This is a genomic window from Dactylosporangium sp. NPDC048998 (assembly GCF_043197855.1).
GTDB lineage: Bacteria > Actinomycetota > Actinomycetes > Mycobacteriales > Micromonosporaceae > Dactylosporangium.
In genome coordinates this window covers 241,227-262,129 of sequence record NZ_JBICTV010000001.1, presented here as the reverse complement: position 1 = coordinate 262,129, position 20,903 = coordinate 241,227, and the positions used below count along the sequence as shown (strand labels likewise).

Below are 20,903 nucleotides of genomic sequence, written 5' to 3'. Positions count from 1 at the left end.
AGGTGGTCCAGGCCGTGCCTCAGGCCAGGTTGGACGAGCGCGGGTACGCGTCCTCCGGATCGGTGAGCACGTTCACCAGGTACGGCACGCCCGAGGCGAACGCGCGCCCCAGCGCCCCGGCCAGGTCGCCCGGCTTCTGCACGGTCTCCCCCGCGCCCCCGAGCGCCTTCACCACGTCGTCGTAGCGCAGCCCGGGCTGCAGATCGGCGGCCAGGTCGTAGCCGTAGATCTGGCGCATCGGGTGCTTCTCCAGGCCCCAGATGCCGTTGTTGCCGACCACGATGACGACCGGTAGCTGCTGGCGTACCAGCGACTCCACGTCCATCAGCGAGAACCCGGCCGCGCCGTCGCCCATGAGCACGCAGATCTGCCGGTCCGGGTAGGTGATCCGCGCACCCATCGCGTAGCCCATGCCGGTGCCGAGGCAGCCGTACGGGCCCGGGTCGAGCCAGGTGCCGGGCCGGGCCGGCTCCAGGTACTTGCCGGCGTAGGAGACGAAGTCGCCGCCGTCGCCGATCGTCACCGCGTCCTCGGCCAGCACCTTGCGCAGTTCGCCGTACACCCGGCTGGGCTTGATCGGGTCGGTGTCGGCCTCCAGGGCCTCGGTCTCCCGCGACTTCGCCGCACTCTCCGCGGCGCGCAGCGTGGCGATCCACTCCTCGTGATCGGCGACGAGGCCGCCGTAGGTCGCGAACGCCGACAGGATCAGCCGCAGGTCGCCGGCGGGCGCCGCGGCCGGCGTGACGTGCCCGGCCTTCTGCGAGGCCGCGTCGGTGACGTGCACGACCTGTGCGCCGCCGAAGTCGCCGAAGCCGAGCCGGAAGTCCAGCGGCGTGCCGATGACCGCGATGACGTCGGCGCCGCCGAACGCGGCCTTGCGCGCCCGCGCGAAGGCGAGCGGGTGGTCCGGCGGCAGCGTGCCGCGCCCCATGCCGTTGGCGAACACCGGGACGCGCAGCGCCTCCGCGGCCTCGCGCAGGGCGGCGGTGGCGTCGCCGGCCCACACGTCGGATCCGGCGACGATGACCGGCCGCTGGGCTGCGGCCAGGATGCTGACGGCACGGTGCACCTCGTCGGGGTCCGGCTCCTGCGCCGGTGCGGCCGGAGCCGCCTCCTCCTCGATCCCGTCCACGGTGGAGAAGACGACCTCCAGCGGCAGGTCCACGAAGACCGGTCCCCGGTGCGGGGTGAGGGCGGTGAGGGCCGCGGCGCGCATCCGCGCGTAGACCTCGTCGGTCGCGAAGATCGTCTCGGCGTGCTTGGTGACCGCGCGCACGACGGGCAGGTGGTCCATCTCCTGCAGGCTGCCCGAGCCCCAGCGGAACTGCGGGGCACGGCCGCCGAGCACGACCACCGGCGCGCCGTTGAACATCGCGCTGGTGAGCCCGGACACGCCGTTGGTGACGCCCGGCCCGGCGGTCAGCACGGCCAGCCCGGGGCGGCGCTGGAGCTTCGCGACCGCCTCGGCGGCGAACACCGCGGACTGCTCGTGCCGCACGTCGACGATGCGGACGCCGGCCTTCTTCGCCGCGTCGTACAGCGGGAAGACGTGGCCGCCGGACAGGGTGAACATCTCGGTGACCCCGAACCCGCGCAGTGCCGCCAGCGCCAGGTCACCGCCGTGCCCGTCGATCTTCGTCATGTGCGAATCCTACTCACGTTCATCGGGCGGAAGTGGCGCCGGACACGCTCACGGGTTGCCCGAGCCGAACCAGTCCGCGACCGGCTGCGGCCAGTGGTCGGTCGTCAGGTAGTACGACACGCACCCGGCCGCCACCGGCGTGACCACCAGCAGCACCAGCACGAACAGGGCCAGCAGCGCCCGCGCGACCGGCCCGCGGCGCGGGCGCGCGCCGTCGTACACGGCGGCTTCGCTCTGCGGTCGCGCGGCGGGCCGGGACGGCGCCGCCGGCGGGCGCGACGGGGCCGGCTGCGGCGGCGAGGGCATCCGGGCCGGCTGCACGGGGGCCACGCGCTGCGGCGGGCGCGGCGGCGCGGGCGGCTGGACGGGCGGCGGGGCGCTGCCGGCGCGGAACGCGTTGCCGTACTCGTCGTAGCGCGTCGACGCCTCCGGGACCCCGCCCCCGGAGACGAACACTCGCCCGGAGCTCACCGGCCGGTCGGGCGGCGCCGAGACGGGCGGCGAGGGGACCGGCGGCACGGAGACCGGGTCGCCCGGAGGCGCGGACACGGGGGTGGTCTGGTAGCCACCGCCCGGCGGCGCGGACACGGGCGTGGTCTGGTAGCCACCGGGCGGCGGCGCGGACACGGGCGCACTGGAGACCGGCGAGGGCGCCGGCACCGGGTCATCGGGCCACAGCGGCCCGCCCGACGGCGGTGCCGACACCGGCGTCCCGAACCCTCCGGCCGGCGGCATCGAGAAGCCCGCGCCCGGGGGCGCCGAGACGGGGTCGGCGGCGGGCGAGACCGGACCCGCGACCGGGGTGGCGCCGGACTGCCGCCCCGGAAAGCCCGGGACCTGCGGCAGCACCCCCGTCGCCGGCCCGGGCGCCGGCGAGGCGCCGGCCTGGGTCGCGGTCGAGCCGGCCAGCATGCTGCCCTCGGCGACGACCAGCTCGGGCTGCTCGATGGCCACCGCGGCCCGGCCGAGCTCGCGGTGCAGCAGGGTCGCCACGAGCGGCATCCGGCTGGAGCCGCCGACCAGGAACACGCCCGCCACCGCGTCCTCGGGCAGCTGCGCCCAGCGCATCACGCCCTCGGTCACGCGCACCGTCTGCTTGAGCATCGGCAGGGCGAGGCGCTCGAGCTCCTCCCGCGTCAGGTGTACGTCCACGTTGAGCAGCGGAATCGTCAGGTCCGACGCCGGCTGGCGGGACAGCCGCTCCTTCGCCACCCGCGCGTCGTCCCACAGCAGGCGGCGGTGCCGGCGATCCTCGACGGTCTGCGGGCTCATCAGCCGCGCCCACTCCTGCGGCGCCTGCGGCTCGCAGAGCGTGCCGATGTGCTTGACGACGGCGTTGTCCACGTCGACGCCGCCGATGTCGTCACGCCCGTCGACGGCCAGCACCTCGAAGCCGCCGGCGGTGCGGGCGACCACGCTCGCGTCGAAGGTGCCGGCGCCGAAGTCGTAGACGACCACGACCGAGCCCACGTGTACGTCGTGGCCCAGAACCTGGGTGAAGTACGCGGCGGCGGCCACCGGCTCGGGCACCAGCCGGACCCGGCCCAGCCCGGCCGCCTCGGCCGCGTCCGCGATCGACAGGCGGCGGGTCGCGCCCCACGAGGCAGGGACCGTCACGGTCACGTCCGGCACGGCGTCGCCGACGGTGCGGGCCCACTCGTCGCGCACCCGGCGCAGCACCGCGGCGATGAGCTCGTTGACCGGCACCTCCCGGTCGCCGAGCAGCACCGTGCCGTCGTCGATGCGGCGCTTCGGGTTGGGCTCGAAACGGGCCGGCTCCAGCCGGGCACTGTGCACCGCGTCGCGGCCGACGATGATCGCGCCGCCGGGCTCGGCGTAGACGGCCGAGGGCAGCAGCGGGGAGCCGTCGAAGATCAGGGGCCGGGAGCGCCCGTCCGGCCATCGCACCACCGCGACGGTGTTCGAGGTGCCGAAGTCGACCCCGAGCCGGATCCCTGGCGTAGGCATGCCCGCAGTCTAGGCGGAGCGGACTACCCCGCCGTGGCCTCCGGTGGCCCGGACTCCGGTTGGAGGGACTTCGGCGCCCGTGGCTTCGGCGGGCGCCGAAGCCACCGGCGCGAGCCCGGCAGCAGGAGCATCACGGTCGAGATCGCGAACACCGCCGCGGGGATCTGCGTCCACGGACCCCCGCCGTAGGCGGAATAGACCAGGTTGCAGCCGGCGACGATCAGGCACAACGCCAGCGGGTACCAGTGGTGCCCGCCCATCGGCCGTCGCGCCCGGCCCGCGCCGTGGACCAGGAGGGTCGCGAACACCGCACAGATTCCTGCCCACTCCAGGCAGGCGCTGGTCAGGTCCTTCACCTCCTTCAGGTCCTGCCCATCGAGGGTCGGCTGGCTGCCGTCGTTGGCAAGGTCGGCAAGGTACGGCAGGACGGCGACGATCAGCAGCAGGGCGGTCACGAAGTACAGCAGGACACCGTACGTCGTCATGAACCCGGCCGGCCAACGGATCGACCACGGGGGCTTCGGCCGCGGCCGGCGCACCGTCATCGGCGGCAGCGCGTACGCCGGGTAGTACACGACCTGCGGCGGCGTGGGCGGCGGGTAGTACATCGGCTGCTGATACACGGGCCGCGGCGGATGGGGCGCGGGGGCCATCACGGGCGGCTGACGCTGCATCGGAGGGCCGATCGGCTTCGGGCTCATCGGGGTCGGGCTCATGGGCGCGATCGGCCCCGAACCGGGCGACACCGGCGGGCTGGACACGGAAGGCGCGGGGGCCGGCGGCGCGGCCGGGCCGGGGGCGGGGCCAGGGGCAGGGGCAGGGCTCGCCGGCAGGGCCAGGGCGCCGGAGGTGACGGGCCGGTCCGCGACCGGGCGGCCGGCCCGCGTCTGTACCGCGCGGCCGACCAGCACCGAGCCCTCCGCGACCACCATCTCCGGCTGCTCGATCGTCACCGGCGGGCGGCCGAACTCGCGGTGCAGCTCCGTGGCGACCAGCGGCATCTGGCTGGCCCCGCCGACCAGGAAGATCCCGGCGACCCGGTCGGTGGTCAGCCGCGACAGCCGCAGCGTCTCGGCGAGGACCCGCACCGAGCGCTCCACCAGCGGCCGGGCGGCGGCCTCGAACTCCTCCCGGGTCAGCGGCACGTCCACTTCCAGCAGCGGCACCATCACGGTCGCCGACGCGGCCCGGGACAGCCGTTCCTTCGCCTCGCGCGCCTCGTCGCGCACCTGGCGCGCCGCCCGTGGGTCGGCGGTCACCCGCTGCCAGTCCTCGGCGGGTAGCGCGCGCCCGATCAGCCCGACGACGACCTCGTCGAAGTCGAGGCCGCCGAGGTCGTCGCGGCCGCCGACGGCCAGCACCTCGAAGCCGGCCGCGGTACGGGCCACGACGCTGCCGTCGAACGTGCCCGCGCCGAGGTCGTACACGACGACGGAGGAGCCGACCGGCACCATGTGGCGCAGGACGCCCACGAAGTAGGTGGCCGCGGCGACCGGCTCGGGGACGAGGGCGGCGTCGGGGAGGCCGGCCTGGCGTACCGCATCCTTGAGGGTGTTTCTGCGGGTGGAGGCCCAGCCGGCCGGATGCGTGACGGTCACCGCGCTCGGGGCGCCGCCGGCGACGCGGGTGAACTCGGCGAGGATGCGCTGGAACACCGCCGTCATCATCTGCCGTACCGGCACGTCGTGCTCGCCCAGCAGGACCGACCCGTCGTCGATGCGCCGCTTCGGGTTGGGCTCGAAGCTCTCCGGCGCGCGGCGGGCGCTGTGCACCGCGTCGCGCCCGACGACGAGCCCCTGCTCCTCCAGGGACACGGCGGAGGGCAGCAGCGGCGAGCCGTCGAACAGCAGCGGGCGGGAGCGGCCGTTCGGCCAGCGAGCCACCGCCACCGTGTGCGACGTGCCGAAGTCGACGCCCAGGGCCACCATGCCGGGCAGTTTAGGCCGACTGCTCGACCGCCCGCTGGAGCGCTCGATAGATCTGTCCGAATTTGGGGGAGTCGGTGGTTGAATAGATCATCATGTCCTGCTCGCGCGTGCGCACCCAGATCTCGTGCACGCCCTTGCCGTGGTCGTGGGCGCGGTCGAGCAGGTCGAGCAGGCCCTCCAGGCTGAACGCGACGATTCCCCCGAGGACGATGACGGCGAGGATGCCCCCGGCGATGTACATCGTGCGCTGCTCGCCGCCGAAGTCGATGCGCCGCGCCGCCATCCCGGCCGCCACGAGCAGGCCGATGACGAGCAGCACGGCGCCGCCGCGGGTGGCGAGCATGTAGGCGCCGTGACGCAGGCGGCCGGTGCGCTCGTGCCAGATGTACGTCAGGGTCTCCAGCGGATACCACGAGTCATTGACGCGCACACCACCGGAGCTGATGTGCACGACATTGTCGCGGTAGTACGTGGTGGCCATGGCAACTCTGACGGTACAGCGGAATACGCTCCGGGCAACGACAACGACGTTGAGGAGACACTGTGGACGCGGTGAAAACGGAGGGGAGCCGGCTCGTCCGGCTGGAGGTCGACGGCGGCATCGGCACGATCCGGCTCGACCGCCCGCCGATGAACGCGCTGAACATCCAGGTCCAGGAGGAGCTGCGGGACGCCGCGCGGGAGGCGACGGAGCGCGACGACGTGCGCGCGGTCGTGCTGTACGGCGGGGAGAAGGTCTTCGCGGCCGGCGCCGACATCAAGGAGATGGCAGGCATGGGCTACGCCGCGATGGCCGCCCGCGCCGGGGCACTCACCAGCGCGTTCGACGCCGTCGCCCGGATCCCGAAGCCGGTCGTGGCGGCGATCACCGGCTACGCGCTGGGCGGCGGCTGTGAGCTGGCTCTCACCGCGGACTGGCGAGTCGCCGCCGAGGACGCGACGCTGGGCCAGCCCGAAATCACGCTGGGCATCATCCCCGGCGCCGGCGGCACCCAGCGGCTGGCCCGCCTCGTCGGCCCGGCGCGGGCCAAGGACCTGATCATGTCGGGCCGGTTCGTGCCCGCCCCGGAGGCACTCGCCATCGGCCTCGTCGATCGCGTCGTACCGCGCGAGCAGGTCTACGAGGCCGCGCTCGACCTCGTTCGCCCCTACGTCAACGGCCCGGCCCTGGCCCTGCGCGCCGCGAAGCTCGCCGTGGACGGCGGCCTCGACATGGACCTGGCCTCCGGCCTGACCTGGGAGAGCCAGCTGTTCGCGGCCCTGTTCGCGACGGAGGACAAGGCGGAGGGCATGACCGCGTTCGTAGAGAAGCGCAAACCCAGCTTCAAGGGCCACTGAGCGAGGGCCCGCGCGAAGCGCAGCCAAAAAGTGCGAGCGAAGCGAGCATGGGGGGCGTGGGGTGGGAACCCCCCACCCGCGCCCGAGCGAAGCGAGCGCCAGGCTGGGATTTCGGACCGGCCCTGCCCCGCGCCAAAGGCGCCCACAAGAAAGCCCGAGCGACGCACGAAGCGCCCGCACGGGGCCACAACCGCTGCGCGCGAGCGCCCGCAAAAGGTGCGAGCGAAGCGAGCATGGGGGGCGTGGGGTGGGAACCCCCCACCGATGCTCGAGCGAAGCGAGAGCCAGGCTAGCGAACAGCCTGGGCGTGGAACCGGTCGTCGATGGTCGACAGCCGTAGCGGCATGCCGAACGTCTTCGACAGGTTGTCGGCGGTGATGGTGTCCCGGAGCAGCCCCTGGGCCACCACACCGCCCTCGCGCATCAGCATCGCGTGGGTGAAGCCGGGCGGGATCTCCTCCACATGATGCGTGACGAGCACGAGCGCCGGCGCGTCCGGGTCGGCGGCCAGGCCGGCCAGCCGGCGCACCAGGTCCTCCCGGGCGCCCAGGTCCAGCCCGGCGGTCGGCTCGTCGAGCAGCAGCAGCTCGGGGTCGCTCATCAGGGCGCGGGCGATCTGCACCCGCTTGCGCTCGCCCTCCGACAGCGTGCCGTAGAACCGGTCGGCCAGCGCCGCGACGCCGAACTGGTCCAGCAGCGCCGTCGCGCGGCCATCGTCCATCGTGTCGTACCGCTCACGGAAGCGCCCCACGACCCCCCAGGACGCGGTGAGCACCACGTCGCGGGCGGTCTCCTCCGGCGGCAGGGCCAGCCCGTTGGAGGAGAACCCGATCCGGGTCTTGAGCTCGGCCATGTTCGTGCGGCCGAGCCGCTCGCCCAGCACGCTGACCGAGCCGCGGGTCGGGTGCATCCGCGCGCCGACGAGGTTGAGCAGCGTGGTCTTGCCCGCGCCGTTCGGCCCGAGGATCACCCAGCGCTCGTCGAGCTCGACCTGCCAGCTCACCGACCGGATCAGATCGCTGCGGTTGCGGGTGACCGTCGCATTCTCCACCGCGATGACAAGGTCATCTGACACGTGCCAATCCAACCATGAGCGGCCCATCGATGGGCGACGGGGCCCCACGGGCGCCGCCGAGGCCGTATTGTGCCGTGCGATGACACCAGCAATGGAAATCTCCGGTCTGGTCAAGACGTATCAGAGCGTGTTCGGCAAACCGCGGGCCGCGATCGACCGGCTCGACATGCTCGTCGAGCCCGGGCAGATTCACGGCTTCCTCGGCCCCAACGGCTCCGGGAAGTCCACCACGCTGAAGACCCTGCTCGGGCTGCTTCGCGCCGACGGCGGGGAGATGCGCATCCTCGGCGAGCCCGTCCCGCGCCAGCAGGCCCGGGTCGCGCCCCGGGTCGGCGCGATCGTCGAGGCGCCGGCGTTCTTCGGTAACTTCACGGGGTACAAAACCCTGTCCTTGCTGGCGAAGGCCGGCGGCGTGCCGAAGCAGCGGATCGGGGTCGTGCTCGACCAGGTCGGTCTCGCCGACCGTTCCGAGGACCATGTCCGGTCATACTCCCTCGGCATGCGCCAGCGGCTCGCCGTCGCCTCCGCGCTGCTCAAGGACCCGGAGCTGCTCATCCTCGACGAGCCCAACAACGGCCTCGACCCGGCGGGCATCCGCGAGATGCGCGACCTGCTGCGTGCCCAGGCCGACCGGGGCATGACCGTGCTGATCTCCAGCCACATCCTGGCCGAGATCCAGCAGATCTGCGATTCGGTCACGATCATCTCGCGCGGCCGTACCGTCGCCGCCGGCCCGGTGTCGCAGGTGCTCGCCGCCGCCGACAAGGGGGCGTATCGGGTGCGCGTCGAGGACCACCACCGCGCCGCGCAGATCCTCACCGATGCCGGCGCGGACGTCAGCGTCGCCGGCGACCACCTCGTGGTGCACGACCTGTCCGACCCCGCCTGGGTGTCGCACGCCCTCGGCGCCAACGACCTGTGGGTGCGCGAGCTCACCCCGGTCGCCCAGCTCGAGGACGCGTTCCTCAGCCTCACCGGCGGCGGCCCGCGCCGCGGCGCGTTCCGCCCCGTCGACAACTCCGACTGGTCCAGCGAGGAGGGCGCATGAACCGTCCGAAGCACAGCGGCGCCTGGTCTGGATCGATCAGCGCGAAGCCTCATCGAGCCGGACTGGGCGAAGCGGAGGTGACGGCATGACCCAGCTGTTCGCCGCCGAGTGGTCGCGGCTGTTCAGCCGCCGCGTCACGCTGGTCACCCTCGTGCTCATCGGCACCCTGCTGGCGCTGCTCACGTTCGGCTTCACGCTCACCCGCAGCACGCCCACCACCACCGAGATCGAGGCGGCGAAGGCCCGCGCCGCCTCCGCGAGCGAGGTCTGGGACCGCAACGTCGACCGCTGCTCCAAGATCCAGAGCGGCCTGGAGAACGCCGAGCCCAACGAGTCGTTCCCGCGCGGCTGCGACTACGGCCCGCGCCCGACGCCCGACTCGCTGCTCGACTACGGCTTCTCGTTCCACCGCCAGTGGCCGTCGCTGTTCTATACCGCCGCGATCGTGCTGGCCGTGGCCGGTTTCGTGCTCGGCGCGTCGTTCGTCGGGGTCGAGTGGAGCTCCGGCGGCATGGCCACCCTGCTGCTGTGGGCCCCCCGCCGCGGCGCGGTCCTGGGCGCCAAGCTGCTCGCCGCGTGCGCCGGCGTGGGCGTCATCTCCGTGGTGTACCTCGGGATCTGGACCGCCGCCTTCATGGCCGTCGCGGCCGGCAACGGCACGGTGAGCCAGATGACGGCCGGCGAGTTCGGCTCGCTGCTGCTGACCGGCGTGCGCGTGGTCGCGCTGGCCCTGGCCGGCACGGCGCTGGGCTTCTCCATCGCGTCGCTGGGCCGGCACACCTCCACGGCCCTCGGCGTCGGCATGGCCTACCTGCTGATCTACGAGCTCGGCGCCCTGGTCCTCTTCAGCGTCGTCCAGACCGCCGACTACTCGCAGAAGTACCGCCTCTCCAGCTACATCGCGGCCTGGCTCACGAAGAGCTTCAGCTTCGACGTGGACGCGACGTCATGCCGCGGCTGCGTGCCGTCGGCGGCGGGCTTCTCCGGCAGCTGGGAGCAGGGCGGGCTGGTGATCGCCGTGGTCGTGGCGATCCTGGTAGCGGCCGCCTTCGCGGCGATGCGCCGCCGCGACGCCCGCTGACCCCCTCGCGACCGGACCAAAGCGCGCAGGGTTCTCCATGACGCTTCTCCAAGAAGCGTCATGGAGAACTCGATGGCGCGTGTGCGCGGCGGGTGAAAACGTCGCGGAGGCGTGAAAGTTTCAGGCGGTCGAGCCGAAGACCTCCTCGCGGACCGCGTCCAGGCCCGTGAGGATGGCACCGTGCAGTACCGGCTCGGAGGCCACCTCCGTGGCGACCACGCGCGGTGACACGACCGCGATCGCGGCCACCTCGTGCTGCACCCGCTGCGCCAGGTCCGCGCCACCGGCCTGGCCGATCTCGCCGGCCAGGACGACCAGCTCCGGGTCGAGCACCAGGCCGACCGACGCCACGCCGAGCGAAATGCGGCGGGCGAGCTCGTCGAGGAAGGGGCTGCCGGCCGTGCCGGCGGAGATGGCGGCGCGGACGGCCTCGGCGGCGCCGGCGGCCTTGAAGCCGTGGGTCTTGGCGATCGCACGCACCGCCGCGGCGTCGACCAGGGTGCGGAACCCGCTCTTCGAGCGGCGCGAGACGTCCCGGCTCACCTGCGTGCCGGCCACCGGCAGGTAGCCGATCTCGCCGGCCGCCCCGACGCTGCCGCGGTGCAGGCGGCCGCCGAGGACCACGGCGGTGCCGACGCCGCGGTCGAGCCAGACGAGCACGAAGTCCTGCGCGCCGACGGCGGCGCCGCTGTGCTGCTCAGCGATGGCGGCCAGGTTGACGTCGTTCTCGAACATGACCGGGCGGTCGAGGTCCTCGCGCAGCGCGGTGAGCAGGCCCCGGTGCCAGCGCGGCAGGTCCCAGGCGAACGTGATCTCGCCGCTCTTCGGGTCGACCAGGCCGGGAGTGCCGAGCACGATGCGCCGGATGCGCTCGCTCGGCGCGCCGCCGGCGGTCGCGGCCTCGACCACCGCGGCGTGCACGACCCTGACCGGGTCGTCGCCGTCGCCGATGGCCACGTCGGTGCGTCCGACGATATTGCCCGTGATGTCCGCTACACCGGCGACGACGTGCGCGGGGCCGGCCTCGACGCCGACGACGAACGCCGTGGCGGGCACCACCGCGTACATCTGCGCGTTGGGGCCGCGCCCGCCGGCCTGCTCGCCGACCCGGGCCACCAGGCCGCGCTCCTCCAGCCGCTCCACCAGCTGCGATGCGGTGACCTTGGACAAGCCGGTCAGCTCGCCGAGCTGCGCGCGGGTCAGCGGACCGCGGCTGAGCAGCAGCTCGAGGGCGGCGCGGTCGTTGAGGGCGCGCAGTAACCGGGGCGTGCCGGGCAATCGGGCGGAACTCATGGTGACCTAGACCCCTAGTATTTAGGAAACTTTCCTATTAGCGTGCCACAAGCAACCTATTGGGAAAGCGTACGGTCGGACCACCCGCTCGGCCTACGCACAACTGGTCAAGAAGCTCTTACGATCGTGGATAGCGCATCGGACAAGTGTGCAGCACTCGTCCCGCGCTGAGGGGGGAACATCGTGTCGACCGATCCCGGACTCCGCCGGCTGGCCCTGGGCACGCTGCTGGGCGCCTTCCGCGGGGAGCAGGCCCCGGCATGGGCCGTGGACCTCCTCGCCGAGGGGATGGCCGGGCATCTGCTCTTCGGGTTCAACATCGTCGAGCGCGAGCAACTCGCCGCGCTGACCGCGAGCCTGCACGCCGCCCGCGAGGGCGTGCTCATCGCCATCGACGAGGAGGGCGGCGACGTCACCCGCCTGGCACACCGGCTCGGCAGCCCCTACCCGGGCAACGCCGCGCTGGGCGCGCTCGGCGACCCGGCCATTACCCGCCGGGTGTACCGCACCATCGGCGCCGAGCTCGACGCGCTGGGCATCAACCTCAACCTCGCGCCCACCGTCGACGTGAACACGGCGGACGACAACCCGATCATCGGTACCCGCAGCTTCGGCGCCGACCCGCTCGCCGTCGCCTCCCACACCGCGGCCGCGGTGCTCGGCCTGCAGGGCGCCGGCGTCGCCGCGTGCGCGAAGCACTTCCCGGGCCACGGCGCGACGCTCGCCGACTCGCACCTGGAGCTGCCCACGGTCGACATCGACCGCGACCTGCTGCACGGCCGCGAGCTCCCGCCGTTCGTCGCCGCGATCGAGGCCGGCACCAAGTCGATCATGACCGCGCACATCCGCGTCCCGGCCCTCACCGGCGACGCCCCCGCCACCTTCAGCCGCGCCGTCCTCGTCGACCTGCTGCGCCGCGACCTCGGGTTCACCGGCGCCGTCGTCACCGACGCCCTGGAGATGCTCGGCGCGTCCCGCTACGCCGGCGGCATCCCGGCCGGCGCCGTGCTCGCCCTCGCCGCGGGCGCCGACCTGCTGTGCATCGGCGCCGACATCGACGAGCGGATCACCAACGCCTGCGCCGACGAGATCGTCGCCGCCGTACGCGACGGCCGCCTCGCCCTGGATCGCCTGGAGGAGGCCGTGGCCCGCGTGGCCGACCTCGCCGCCTGGACGCGCAGCGGCGACCGCACCGACCGCGAGGAGCCGGGCCTGGGCTACCCGGCGGCGCTGGGTGCGGTACGCATCGAGGGCAACCACGACCGCGACCGCTCCCCGCTGATTGTCCAGCTCGAGTCGGAGTCGTCGATCGCGGCCGGACGGGTGCCGTGGGGCCTCGGCCCGCACGTCAACGGCACGGAGCAGGTCCGCGTGGTCGCCGCGCAGGCCTCCGCCGCCGACCTGCGCGCCCGCGCCGGGTCGCGCCCGATCGTGGTCGTAGGCCGCAACGTGCACCGCCTGCCCGGCGCCCGCGCCCTCGTCGAGGCCCTGACGCAGACGCACGCGGTCACGGTGGTGGAGATGGGCTGGCCGTCGTCCTGGCGCCCGACCGGCGTGCGGGCGTTCATCACCACGTGGGGCGCGAGCCACGCCAACGGCCGCGCCGCCGCCGAGACCCTGGGCCTGGCCGCCTAGCCGCCGCAACCGCCCCGCGGCGGTGCAGCAGGCCGGGCTGCGCGGTCCGGCGCTCCACCCGGCGGCGAGCGGCATGATCACGGAGTGAACGCGTACCAGGCGGTACGAGGACACTCCGTGATCATGGCCAGGCCGGCCCGGCCGCTGGCTAGGCGGCCGAGGCGCGGACCAGGGTGCGGATCTGGCGCAGCAGCACCGAGATCGCGGCCAGGTCGCCCGGGGACTCGCCGAACTCGCCGATCGCGTTGCGGGTGCGCGCGATCGACGTGGCGTTGCTCTGCTCCCACTCGTGGACGCGGTCCTCCGGGTCCGCCTCCGGGGAGGTGGCGTTGAGCACCTCCGCGGTGAGCGCCGCGAGCGCCGCGTACAGGTCGTAGCGCAGCGCCATCCGGGCCAGCGTCTGCCAGCGGTCCTCGCGCGGCAGGGCCGAGATCCGCGAGAGCAGGTCGTCGACGCGGAAGCGCTCGGAGAGCAGGTAGTAGACGGTGGCGACCTCGTTGACGTCGCGGCCGGTCGCCGAGGCGACCTCCACGATGTCGAGCAGGCCGAAGCCGTACATGATGCGGGTGGTGATGTCGGCGATCTCGTCCGGCAGGCCCAGCTCGCGCAGGCCCGCGGCGTTGGCGCGCAGGGCCTCGCGCTCGCGGCCGCGGAAGAGGGTGTCCAGCTGCGGCAGCAGGCGGGCGACGCCGGAGCGCAGTCGGGCGATCTCGCCGGGCACGTCGATCGGGAGGCGGCGGTTGGACACCAGCCACCGCACGGCCCGGTCGAGCAGGCGCCGCATCTCCAGGTAGACGGCCGTCTGCGACGACGTCGGGATCCGGTTGTCGAGGGACTCGACGGCCCGGCGGAGCTCGCCCAGGCCGTACACCTCGCGGATCACCACCGAGGCGCGCAGCACGTCGGCGGCGCCGGCGCCGGTCTCCTCGGATGCGCGGTGGAAGAACGACGTGCCGCCGCGGTTGACCGCCTCGTTGACGACCGCCGTGGTGATGATCTCCCGGCGCAGCGGGTGCTCGGCCATCGTCTCCACGAAGCGCTCGCGCAGCGCGGTCGGGAAGTACTCGACCAGCACCTCGTTGGTCCAGTCCTCGTCGGGCAGGCTGGAGTCGAGGATCTCGCGCTCGAGCACGATCTTGACGTACGAGAGCAGGACGGCGAACTCGGGCGAGGTCAGCCCCACCCCGATCGCCGCGCGTTCGTCGAGCTGTTCGTCGGTCGGCAGGGCCTCCAGGACGCGGTCCAGCTGCCCGCGACGCTCGAGATCCGCGATGAGCCGCTTGTGTACCGGCAGCAGCGACCTCGACTGCGCCCGCGCGTTGCCGAGCGCGGTCGCCTGGTCGTAGTTGTCCCGCAGGACGAGCTCGCCGACCTCGTCGGTCATCTCGGCCAGCAGCGGGTTGCGCTCGGTCGCCTCCAGCTCACCGGCGGCGACCGCCCGGTCGAGCAGGATCTTGATGTTGACCTCGTGGTCGGAGCAGTCGACGCCGGCCGAGTTGTCGATGAAGTCGGTGGCGATGCGGCCGCCGTTGAGCGCGTACTCGATGCGGCCCCGTTGGGTCAGGCCCAGGTTGCCGCCCTCGCCGACCACCTTCACCCGCAGCTCGCGGCCGTTGACCCGGATGTAGTCGTTGGCCTTGTCACCGACGTCGGCCTGCGACTCGCCGCTGGCCTTGACGTAGGTGCCGATGCCGCCGTTCCAGAACAGGTCGACGGGCGCGGCGAGGATGGCGTGCATGAGGTCGTTGGGGGCGAGCGGGGCGTCGGTGGTGATCCCGAGCGCGGCGCGGGCCTCGGCGGAGAGCTTGATCGACTTGGCGGTGCGCGGGAACACGCCGCCGCCGGCCGAGATGAGCGACCGGTCGTAGTCGTCCCACGAGGAGCGGGGCAGGTCGAAGAGGCGCCGCCGCTCCTCGTACGAGGTGGCCGGGTCCGGGTCGGGGTCGACGAAGATGTGCCGGTGGTCGAATGCGGCCACCAGGCGGATGTGCCGGGACAGCAGCATGCCGTTGCCGAAGACGTCGCCGGACATGTCGCCGACGCCGACGACGGTGAAGTCGTCCACCTGGGTGTCGACGCCGAGCTCGCGGAAGTGCCGCTTCACGGACTCCCAGGCGCCCCTGGCGGTGATGCCCATCCGCTTGTGGTCGTATCCCGCCGACCCGCCCGAGGCGAAGGCGTCGCCGAGCCAGAACCCGTAGTGCACCGAGATCTCGTTGGCGATGTCGGAGAAGGTCGCGGTGCCCTTGTCGGCGGCGACGACCAGGTAGGGGTCGTCGGGGTCGTGGCGCACCACGTCGGGCGGCGCGACGACCTTGCCGCCGTCAAGGTTGTCGGTGACGTCGAGCAGGGCCGAGATGAACAGCTGGTAGCAGGCCACCGCCTCGTCGCGGTCGCCCGGGTTCTGCTTGAGCACGAACCCGCCCTTGGCGCCGGTCGGCACGATGACGGCGTTCTTCACCATCTGCGCCTTGACCAGGCCCAGGATCTCGGTGCGGAAGTCCTCGCGCCGGTCGGACCAGCGCAGCCCGCCGCGGGCGACGGAGCCGAAGCGCAGGTGCACGCCCTCGAACCTCGGGGAGTACACGAAAATCTCGAAACGCGGCCGGGGCGCCGGCAGGTCGGGGATCGACTGCGGGTCGAGCTTGAAGGCCGTGTAGGACTTCGGCCGGCCGCCGTCGCCACGCTGGTAGAACGAGGTGCGCAGGGTCGCCTGGATCAGGTGCAGGAACGAGCGCAGGATGTGGTCCTGGTCGAGGCTGGTGACCTGGTCGAGGTCGGCGTTGATCGCCGCGGCCAGCTCCTTCGACCACTCCGAGCGGGCCGCGTCGGACAGCGGCAGCCGGTGGTCGAAGCGGGCGACGAAGAGCGCCACGAGCTTGGAGGCGATCGCCGGGTACGCCAGCAGCGTCGTCTCCATGTAGTCCTGCGAGAACACCGTGCCGGCCTGGCGCAGGTACTTCGCATAGGCGCGCAGCACCACGACCTCACGCCAGGTCAGGCCGGCCTTGATCACCAGGGTGTTGAAGTTGTCGACCTCGGCCTCGCCGCGCCACGTGGCGGAGAACGCGTTCTCGAGGTGTGGGCGCACCTCGATGATCGCGCGGGAGTCCGGGGGCAGCTGCAGGCCGAAGTCGTACAGGTAGATCGTGCCGTCGGGGCGGGAGATCTCGTAGGGCCGCTCGTCGGTGACTCGCACGCCGAGGGAGTGCAGCACGGGCAGGACGGCCGAGAGAATCATCGGCTCGCCGTACCGGAACACCTTGAACCGGATGTCCGACTCGTCCTGGCGACGCCGGTACACGTGCATGACCAGCTGCCCGGGCTCGTCGAGCAGCTCCAGCTTGGCGACGTCCTGGACCGCCTCGTACGGCGTGTGCTCGTCCTTGTACGTGTCCGAGATCGCCGCGCCGTAGCGCTGGTACAGGGCCTTGGCCTGGTGCTCGTCGTCAAGCTTGCGCTCCAGGACGAGGCGGAAGTCGTCGTCCCACAGCCGGGTCGCCTCGGACAGGCGCTCGGTGAGCCGGTCGACGTTGATGTCGCCGGGCGGGTTGCCGGGCTCGGTACGCACGATGAAGTGCACGCGGGCGAACTTCGACTCGCTGACCCGGGTGGTGTAGTCCACGCCCACGCCGTTGAGCTCGGCGAGCAGGATCTGCTGGATGCGCAGCCGGTTGGGGGTGGTGAACCGATCCCGGGGCAGGTACACCAGGCACGAGACGAACCGCCCGTAGGCGTCGCGGCGCAGGAACAGGCGCAGCTGGCGGCGGCCGGCCAGGCGCAGCACGCCCATGACCGCCTTGTACAGCTCCTCGGTGCCGATCTGGAACAGCTCGTCGCGCGGGTAGGTCTCCAGCGTCTCCATCAGGTCCTTGCCGGAGTGGCTGCGCGGCGACAGCCCGGAGCGCTCGACCACCTCGGCGACCTTGCGCTTGACGACCGGCAGGTCGCGCACGCTGGTGCGGTAGGCGGCGGAGGAGAACAGACCCAGGAAGCGCTTCTCGCCGATCACGTTGCCGTCGGCGTCGAACTGCTTGAAGCCGATGTAGTCCAGGTAGGCCGAGCGGTGCACGGTCGCCCGCGAGTTGGCCTTGGTGATGATCAGCAGTCGCTTCTCGCGGACCTTGGCGTAGGCCTCCTCGGTCATGGAGGACAGCACCCGCGGCTTGACCTGGTCGCCGCGCAAAATGCCGAGGCCGCTGCCGAGGACCGCCTGGAGCAGCTCTTCGCCGTGCTCACCCTTGATCAGTTTGTACTGCCGGAAGCCCAGGAAGGTGAAGTGGTCGTCGACGAGCCAGCGCAGCAGCTCGACCGAGTCCGTGATGTCCTTGTCCGGGACCGGCAGCTGCGCGCTGCCCAGCTCGTCGGCGAGGGCGAGGGCCTGGGTGCGCATCTTGCCCCAGTCCTCGACGGCCTCCCGCACGTCGTTGAGCACGCGGGCCAGGTCGGTGCGCAGCTCCTCCAGCTCGGCCTCGTCGCGGATGCGGTCGACCTCGATGCGGATCCAGCTCTCGACCAGGTCGCCGGCGATCGCGTCCTCGGGCTCGACGCCGACCCGGATCGCCTCGAGCGCGCCCAGCGGCGCCCGGCGCACCACCACCAGCGGGTGGACCAGCAGGTTCAGGTCGATGTTGCGCGAGGACAGCGCACTGGTCACGGAGTCGACCAGGAACGGCATGTCGTCGGTGACGATCTCCACCGACGTGCCGCCGGTCACGCTCAGCCCGAAGCGCAGCTTCAGCTCGCCGGGGAGGCGCTGCTGCGCCAGCTCCAGGTGCGACTGGGTCGCCTCGACCATCTTCGCGACATTGCAGGCGGCCAGTTCCTCGTCGGGAACCAGGCGCCAGTACGCCTCGACCAGTTCGGGGTCGGCATCCTGCGCGGTGGCCAGCACGACCGCCTCCGCGACCAGGTGCTCCGCGTTGGGCACTGCCTGCTCCAGCTCGTCGTCTTCGGGCCCCGCGTCCGGGGTTCGCCCGCCGTGTGACTCGCGCGCCTCGTCCTTCACCGGGGTTGCCCCAGGCCGGTTCATCGGTTGTTCTCCCCTCGCCCACTCCGTTGTGGGTTGTCCTCGCTCAGCCTAAGACGTTCTCGTGGGGTCGGATTTGCCGCCCGGTTCACCATGGTCGAATACCCGATCAACCGAGCCTCGGCGTACTGAATTGTCCTACTTGTTGGATCTTGGGGCGTGCAGATCGGTGCTTTCATAGCGCAGAATCGCCCACATGGCCGTTTCGATCCGTCGCCTCACCGCCCTCGCCGCCGCTCTGGCGCTGCTCGGCACGCTACCGGCGTGCTCCAGCAAGCCGCCGGACGACTCGCTCAAGACGTTCCTCGGCGCCTGGGAGAAGGGCAACATCTCGGGCCTGAAGTTCTTGGGTCCGGACGGTAAAGCCCTGACCGGCGACGAGGCGCAGAAGCTGCTGACCACGGTCGCGGGCGACCTGGCGGCGCAGCCGCCGAAGCTCACCCTCAACGGCTCGCCCGTGGTCAAGGGCGACAACAGCAGCGCCGTCGTGCACGTGGCGTGGCCCGTCGCCGACTCCACGTGGGAGTACGACACCACGGTCGACGCCAAGCGGGTCGACAAGCAGTGGACGGTGATCTTCGATGCGAAGACCATCAACCCGCAGCTGGAGGCCACCGACAAGCTCGCGATCCGCAAGACCGCCGGATCGCGCGGCAGCATCCTCGACGGCTCCGGCCAGCCGATCGTGAGCAGCAAGCCCGTCGTCATCATCGGCGTCCAGCCGCGGTCGATCACCGACATCAACATCGTTGTCAAGAATCTGACAGACGCCTTCACCCAGGCGAAGGTCTCCGTCGACCTGTCCGGCCTGCCGGAGCAGGTGAAGAAGGCCGCACCCGACGCCTTCGTGCAGATCGTCACACTGCGCAAGGAGGTGTACGACGGGATCGCCAACAAGCTCAACTCGACGCCCGGCGTGGTCACCCGCAACTCGACCCAGGCCCTCGCCCCCTCCGCGCAGTTCGCCCGCGCCCTGCTGGGCACGACCGGCGAGGTGACGAAGGAGATCATGGACAAGAACCCGGGCAAGTACAAGATCGGCGACGTCGTCGGCCTGTCCGGGCTGCAGCAGCGGTACGAATCCGCCCTGCAGGGCAAGCCGGGCGTCAAGGTGGTCGTGCCCATGCCCAGCGGCACGCCCGACAAGCAGCTCTTCTCCACCGACCCGACGACCGGCGCGCAGATCAAGCTCTCCCTCGACGTCAACCTGCAGAACGCCGCCGAGCAGGCCCTGGCCGCCGAGCAGCGGCGCTCGGCCCTGGTCGCGATCCGCATCAGCGACAACTCGATCGTCGCGCTCGCCAACGGCCCGGGGGCGGCGCCCAACAACTTCGCGCTCACCGGCCAGACGCCGCCCGGCTCGACCTTCAAGGCCGTGACCGCCCTCGCCGCGCTCGACAAGGGCATGACCGGCGAGGACGTCGTCGCCTGCCCGAAGAACCTCACGGTCGACGGCCGTACCTTCAAGAACTCCCACGACGAGGAGCTCGGCGACGTGCCGCTGCGCACGGACTTCGCCAAGTCGTGCAACACGGCGTTCGCCTCGCTCGCCCCGAAGATCGCCCCCGACGGCCTGGGCAAGACCGCACAGACCCTCGGCATCGGCATCCCGTGGGACCTCGGCACCGACGTGTTCACCGGCAAGGTCTCCGTCAACGGCTCCAAGGCCGAGCAGGCCGCGGCCGCCTTCGGCCAGGGCACAAACCTCGTCTCCCCGGTCATCCTGGCCGGCGCGGCGGCGGCGATCGCCCGGGGCCAGTGGAAGCAGCCGCAACTGGTCCTCGACCCGGCCCCGAAGAGCCCGGCGCCGGACGGCCCGCAGCTCAACCAGGCGTCGCTGGACGCGCTGCGGGCGATGATGCGCCAGGTGGTCACGGACGGCACGGCCAGCCAGCTCAAGGACCTGCCCGGCGACCTCCGGGGCAAGACCGGGACCGCGGAGTACGACAACAACCCGGCGCACACCCACTCCTGGTTCATGGGGTACCGCGGCGACATCGCCTTCTGCGTGTTCGTCGAGAACGGCGGCGCCTCGACCGCGGCCGCCGTCCCGATCGCCGGCAAGTTCTTCCAGACGATCGGCTGACCCGCGCCGCACGCACAGCACGCACACGGCCGGCCCGCGGCGCTCGTCCGCCGGGCCGGCCGTTCCGTGTCAGCCGGCGGGCTCGTCCTCGTCGACCGGGGTCCGGGCCGCGGGCACGACATCGGTCAGCGGCGACTCCGGCTCCACGGCCACGACCCGGCGGGGCGCCTGCGCGGGCACGAACGGCGGCCCGCCACCCGTGGCGTGCGGCCGCAGGCCGCCGGGCCCGAGGGAGTCCCGCGGCAGCGAGTCGAGCGACAGCGCGGCCGCCCGATTCGACCGCCGCAGCGACAGCCCCGCCCGGACACCGTCCCCCAGGGCCGCCCCGTCCGCCGCGGCCGCCTCAGCCAGGCCGACCTCGCCACCGGCCGCCTCATCCTCGGCCGCTTCCTCCTCGGCCGGGTCGCCTTCGTCCTCGGCCGGGTCGCCTTCGTCCTCGATCGCGTCGGCATCGTCCCGCATCGCGTGGCGGCCCGGCGCCTGGGCCTGGGCCTGGGCCTCGAAAGGCTCGTCCTCCTCGGCCTCCGACTCGTCCCACGCCTCGGCGGCATTCTCCGCGCCCGAACCGTGCACCGCGTCGCCCGCTGCCGACACTCCCCACCCCGGCAGCTCCGAGCCCGGCGCCTGCGCCTCGACCGGCTCGTCTCCTACCGGCCCCGCCTCCCACGCCTCAGCGGCGTCCTCCGCGCCGGAACCGTGCACCGCGTCGCCCGCTGCCGACACTCCCCACCCCGGCAGCTCCGAGCCCGGCGCCTGCGCCTCGACCGGCTCGTCTCCTAC

12 protein-coding genes and 1 pseudogene are annotated in these 20,903 nt (G+C 72.5%); 5 read left to right on the top strand and 8 right to left on the bottom strand.

What is annotated here, in order from left to right; translation table 11 throughout:
- Window positions 1-19 precede the first annotated feature (19 nt).
- The 4 genes from ACGFI8_RS01240 to ACGFI8_RS01225 are packed head-to-tail and all read right to left on the bottom strand — an operon-like array spanning window position 20 to window position 6,019.
- The gene (locus tag ACGFI8_RS01240) at window positions 20-1,642 is read right to left on the bottom strand and encodes an acetolactate synthase (protein WP_392798239.1); all 1,623 of its coding nucleotides are present in this window, start codon (window positions 1,640-1,642) and stop codon (window positions 20-22) included.
- A 48-nt stretch (window positions 1,643-1,690) separates the two neighbouring features.
- Window positions 1,691-3,610 carry an Hsp70 family protein gene (locus ACGFI8_RS01235; RefSeq protein ID WP_392798237.1) on the bottom strand — a complete coding sequence of 640 codons (1,920 nt, stop codon included), beginning with the start codon at window positions 3,608-3,610 and terminating at the stop codon, window positions 1,691-1,693.
- A 23-nt stretch (window positions 3,611-3,633) separates the two neighbouring features.
- A complete protein-coding gene (locus ACGFI8_RS01230) occupies window positions 3,634-5,538 on the bottom strand; it encodes an Hsp70 family protein (protein ID WP_392798234.1) in 1,905 nt (634 codons plus the stop codon).
- A 10-nt stretch (window positions 5,539-5,548) separates the two neighbouring features.
- Window positions 5,549-6,019 carry a DUF6232 family protein gene (locus ACGFI8_RS01225; protein ID WP_392798231.1) on the bottom strand — a complete coding sequence of 157 codons (471 nt, stop codon included), beginning with the start codon at window positions 6,017-6,019 and terminating at the stop codon, window positions 5,549-5,551.
- A gap of 71 nt (window positions 6,020-6,090) precedes the next feature.
- On the opposite strand from ACGFI8_RS01225, the gene ACGFI8_RS01220 reads away from it, so the two are divergent.
- On the top strand, window positions 6,091-6,876 hold the full coding sequence (locus ACGFI8_RS01220) for an enoyl-CoA hydratase/isomerase family protein (RefSeq protein ID WP_392799576.1): 786 nt from the start codon (window positions 6,091-6,093) through the stop codon (window positions 6,874-6,876).
- A 289-nt stretch (window positions 6,877-7,165) separates the two neighbouring features.
- Here ACGFI8_RS01220 and ACGFI8_RS01215 read toward each other — a convergent pair whose 3' ends face one another.
- Window positions 7,166-7,951: an ABC transporter ATP-binding protein gene (locus ACGFI8_RS01215; protein ID WP_392798228.1), complete on the bottom strand. Its 786-nt coding sequence runs from the start codon at window positions 7,949-7,951 to the stop codon at window positions 7,166-7,168.
- A gap of 79 nt (window positions 7,952-8,030) precedes the next feature.
- Between ACGFI8_RS01215 and ACGFI8_RS01210 the strand changes: the two genes are divergently transcribed.
- Together ACGFI8_RS01210 and ACGFI8_RS01205 are read left to right on the top strand one after the other, a co-directional pair.
- Window positions 8,031-8,999, top strand: a complete 969-nt coding sequence (locus tag ACGFI8_RS01210; RefSeq protein WP_392798225.1) for an ABC transporter ATP-binding protein — start codon at window positions 8,031-8,033, stop codon at window positions 8,997-8,999.
- 85 nt (window positions 9,000-9,084) lie between these two features.
- Complete coding sequence (locus tag ACGFI8_RS01205; RefSeq protein WP_392798223.1) at window positions 9,085-10,080, top strand: ABC transporter permease subunit; 996 nt, start codon at window positions 9,085-9,087, stop codon at window positions 10,078-10,080.
- 120 nt (window positions 10,081-10,200) lie between these two features.
- Here the strand turns inward: ACGFI8_RS01205 and ACGFI8_RS01200 are convergent, their stop codons facing one another.
- Complete coding sequence (locus ACGFI8_RS01200) at window positions 10,201-11,373, bottom strand: ROK family protein (protein ID WP_392798220.1); 1,173 nt, start codon at window positions 11,371-11,373, stop codon at window positions 10,201-10,203.
- 183 nt (window positions 11,374-11,556) lie between these two features.
- Between ACGFI8_RS01200 and ACGFI8_RS01195 the strand changes: the two genes are divergently transcribed.
- On the top strand, window positions 11,557-13,008 hold the full coding sequence (locus ACGFI8_RS01195; protein WP_392798217.1) for a glycoside hydrolase family 3 protein: 1,452 nt from the start codon (window positions 11,557-11,559) through the stop codon (window positions 13,006-13,008).
- A gap of 148 nt (window positions 13,009-13,156) precedes the next feature.
- Here ACGFI8_RS01195 and ACGFI8_RS01190 read toward each other — a convergent pair whose 3' ends face one another.
- Window positions 13,157-18,040 (bottom strand): NAD-glutamate dehydrogenase, encoded by a 4,884-nt coding sequence (locus ACGFI8_RS01190; RefSeq protein ID WP_392798214.1) that lies wholly within the window; start codon window positions 18,038-18,040, stop codon window positions 13,157-13,159.
- Between the two features lie 193 nt (window positions 18,041-18,233).
- On the opposite strand from ACGFI8_RS01190, the gene ACGFI8_RS01185 reads away from it, so the two are divergent.
- Window positions 18,234-20,123 carry a penicillin-binding transpeptidase domain-containing protein gene (locus ACGFI8_RS01185; RefSeq protein ID WP_392798212.1) on the top strand — a complete coding sequence of 630 codons (1,890 nt, stop codon included), beginning with the start codon at window positions 18,234-18,236 and terminating at the stop codon, window positions 20,121-20,123.
- Window positions 20,124-20,192: 69 nt separating this feature from the next.
- On the opposite strand, the pseudogene ACGFI8_RS01180 reads toward ACGFI8_RS01185, so the two are convergent.
- Window positions 20,193-20,903, bottom strand: a pseudogene (locus ACGFI8_RS01180) (hypothetical protein); the annotation flags it as partial.

What these genes read in the sequence shown, in the direction of transcription:
- ACGFI8_RS01240 (WP_392798239.1), bottom strand. Translation starts at nt 1,642, where the DNA reads ATGACGAAGATCGACGGGCACGGCGGTGACCTGGCGCTGGCGGCACTG.
- ACGFI8_RS01235 (WP_392798237.1), bottom strand. Translation starts at nt 3,610, where the DNA reads ATGCCTACGCCAGGGATCCGGCTCGGGGTCGACTTCGGCACCTCGAAC.
- ACGFI8_RS01230 (WP_392798234.1), bottom strand. Translation starts at nt 5,538, where the DNA reads ATGGTGGCCCTGGGCGTCGACTTCGGCACGTCGCACACGGTGGCGGTG.
- ACGFI8_RS01225 (WP_392798231.1), bottom strand. Translation starts at nt 6,019, where the DNA reads ATGGCCACCACGTACTACCGCGACAATGTCGTGCACATCAGCTCCGGT.
- ACGFI8_RS01210 (WP_392798225.1), top strand. Translation starts at nt 8,031, where the DNA reads ATGACACCAGCAATGGAAATCTCCGGTCTGGTCAAGACGTATCAGAGC.
- ACGFI8_RS01205 (WP_392798223.1), top strand. Translation starts at nt 9,085, where the DNA reads ATGACCCAGCTGTTCGCCGCCGAGTGGTCGCGGCTGTTCAGCCGCCGC.
- ACGFI8_RS01200 (WP_392798220.1), bottom strand. Translation starts at nt 11,373, where the DNA reads ATGAGTTCCGCCCGATTGCCCGGCACGCCCCGGTTACTGCGCGCCCTC.
- ACGFI8_RS01190 (WP_392798214.1), bottom strand. Translation starts at nt 18,040, where the DNA reads ATGAACCGGCCTGGGGCAACCCCGGTGAAGGACGAGGCGCGCGAGTCA.
- ACGFI8_RS01185 (WP_392798212.1), top strand. Translation starts at nt 18,234, where the DNA reads ATGGCCGTTTCGATCCGTCGCCTCACCGCCCTCGCCGCCGCTCTGGCG.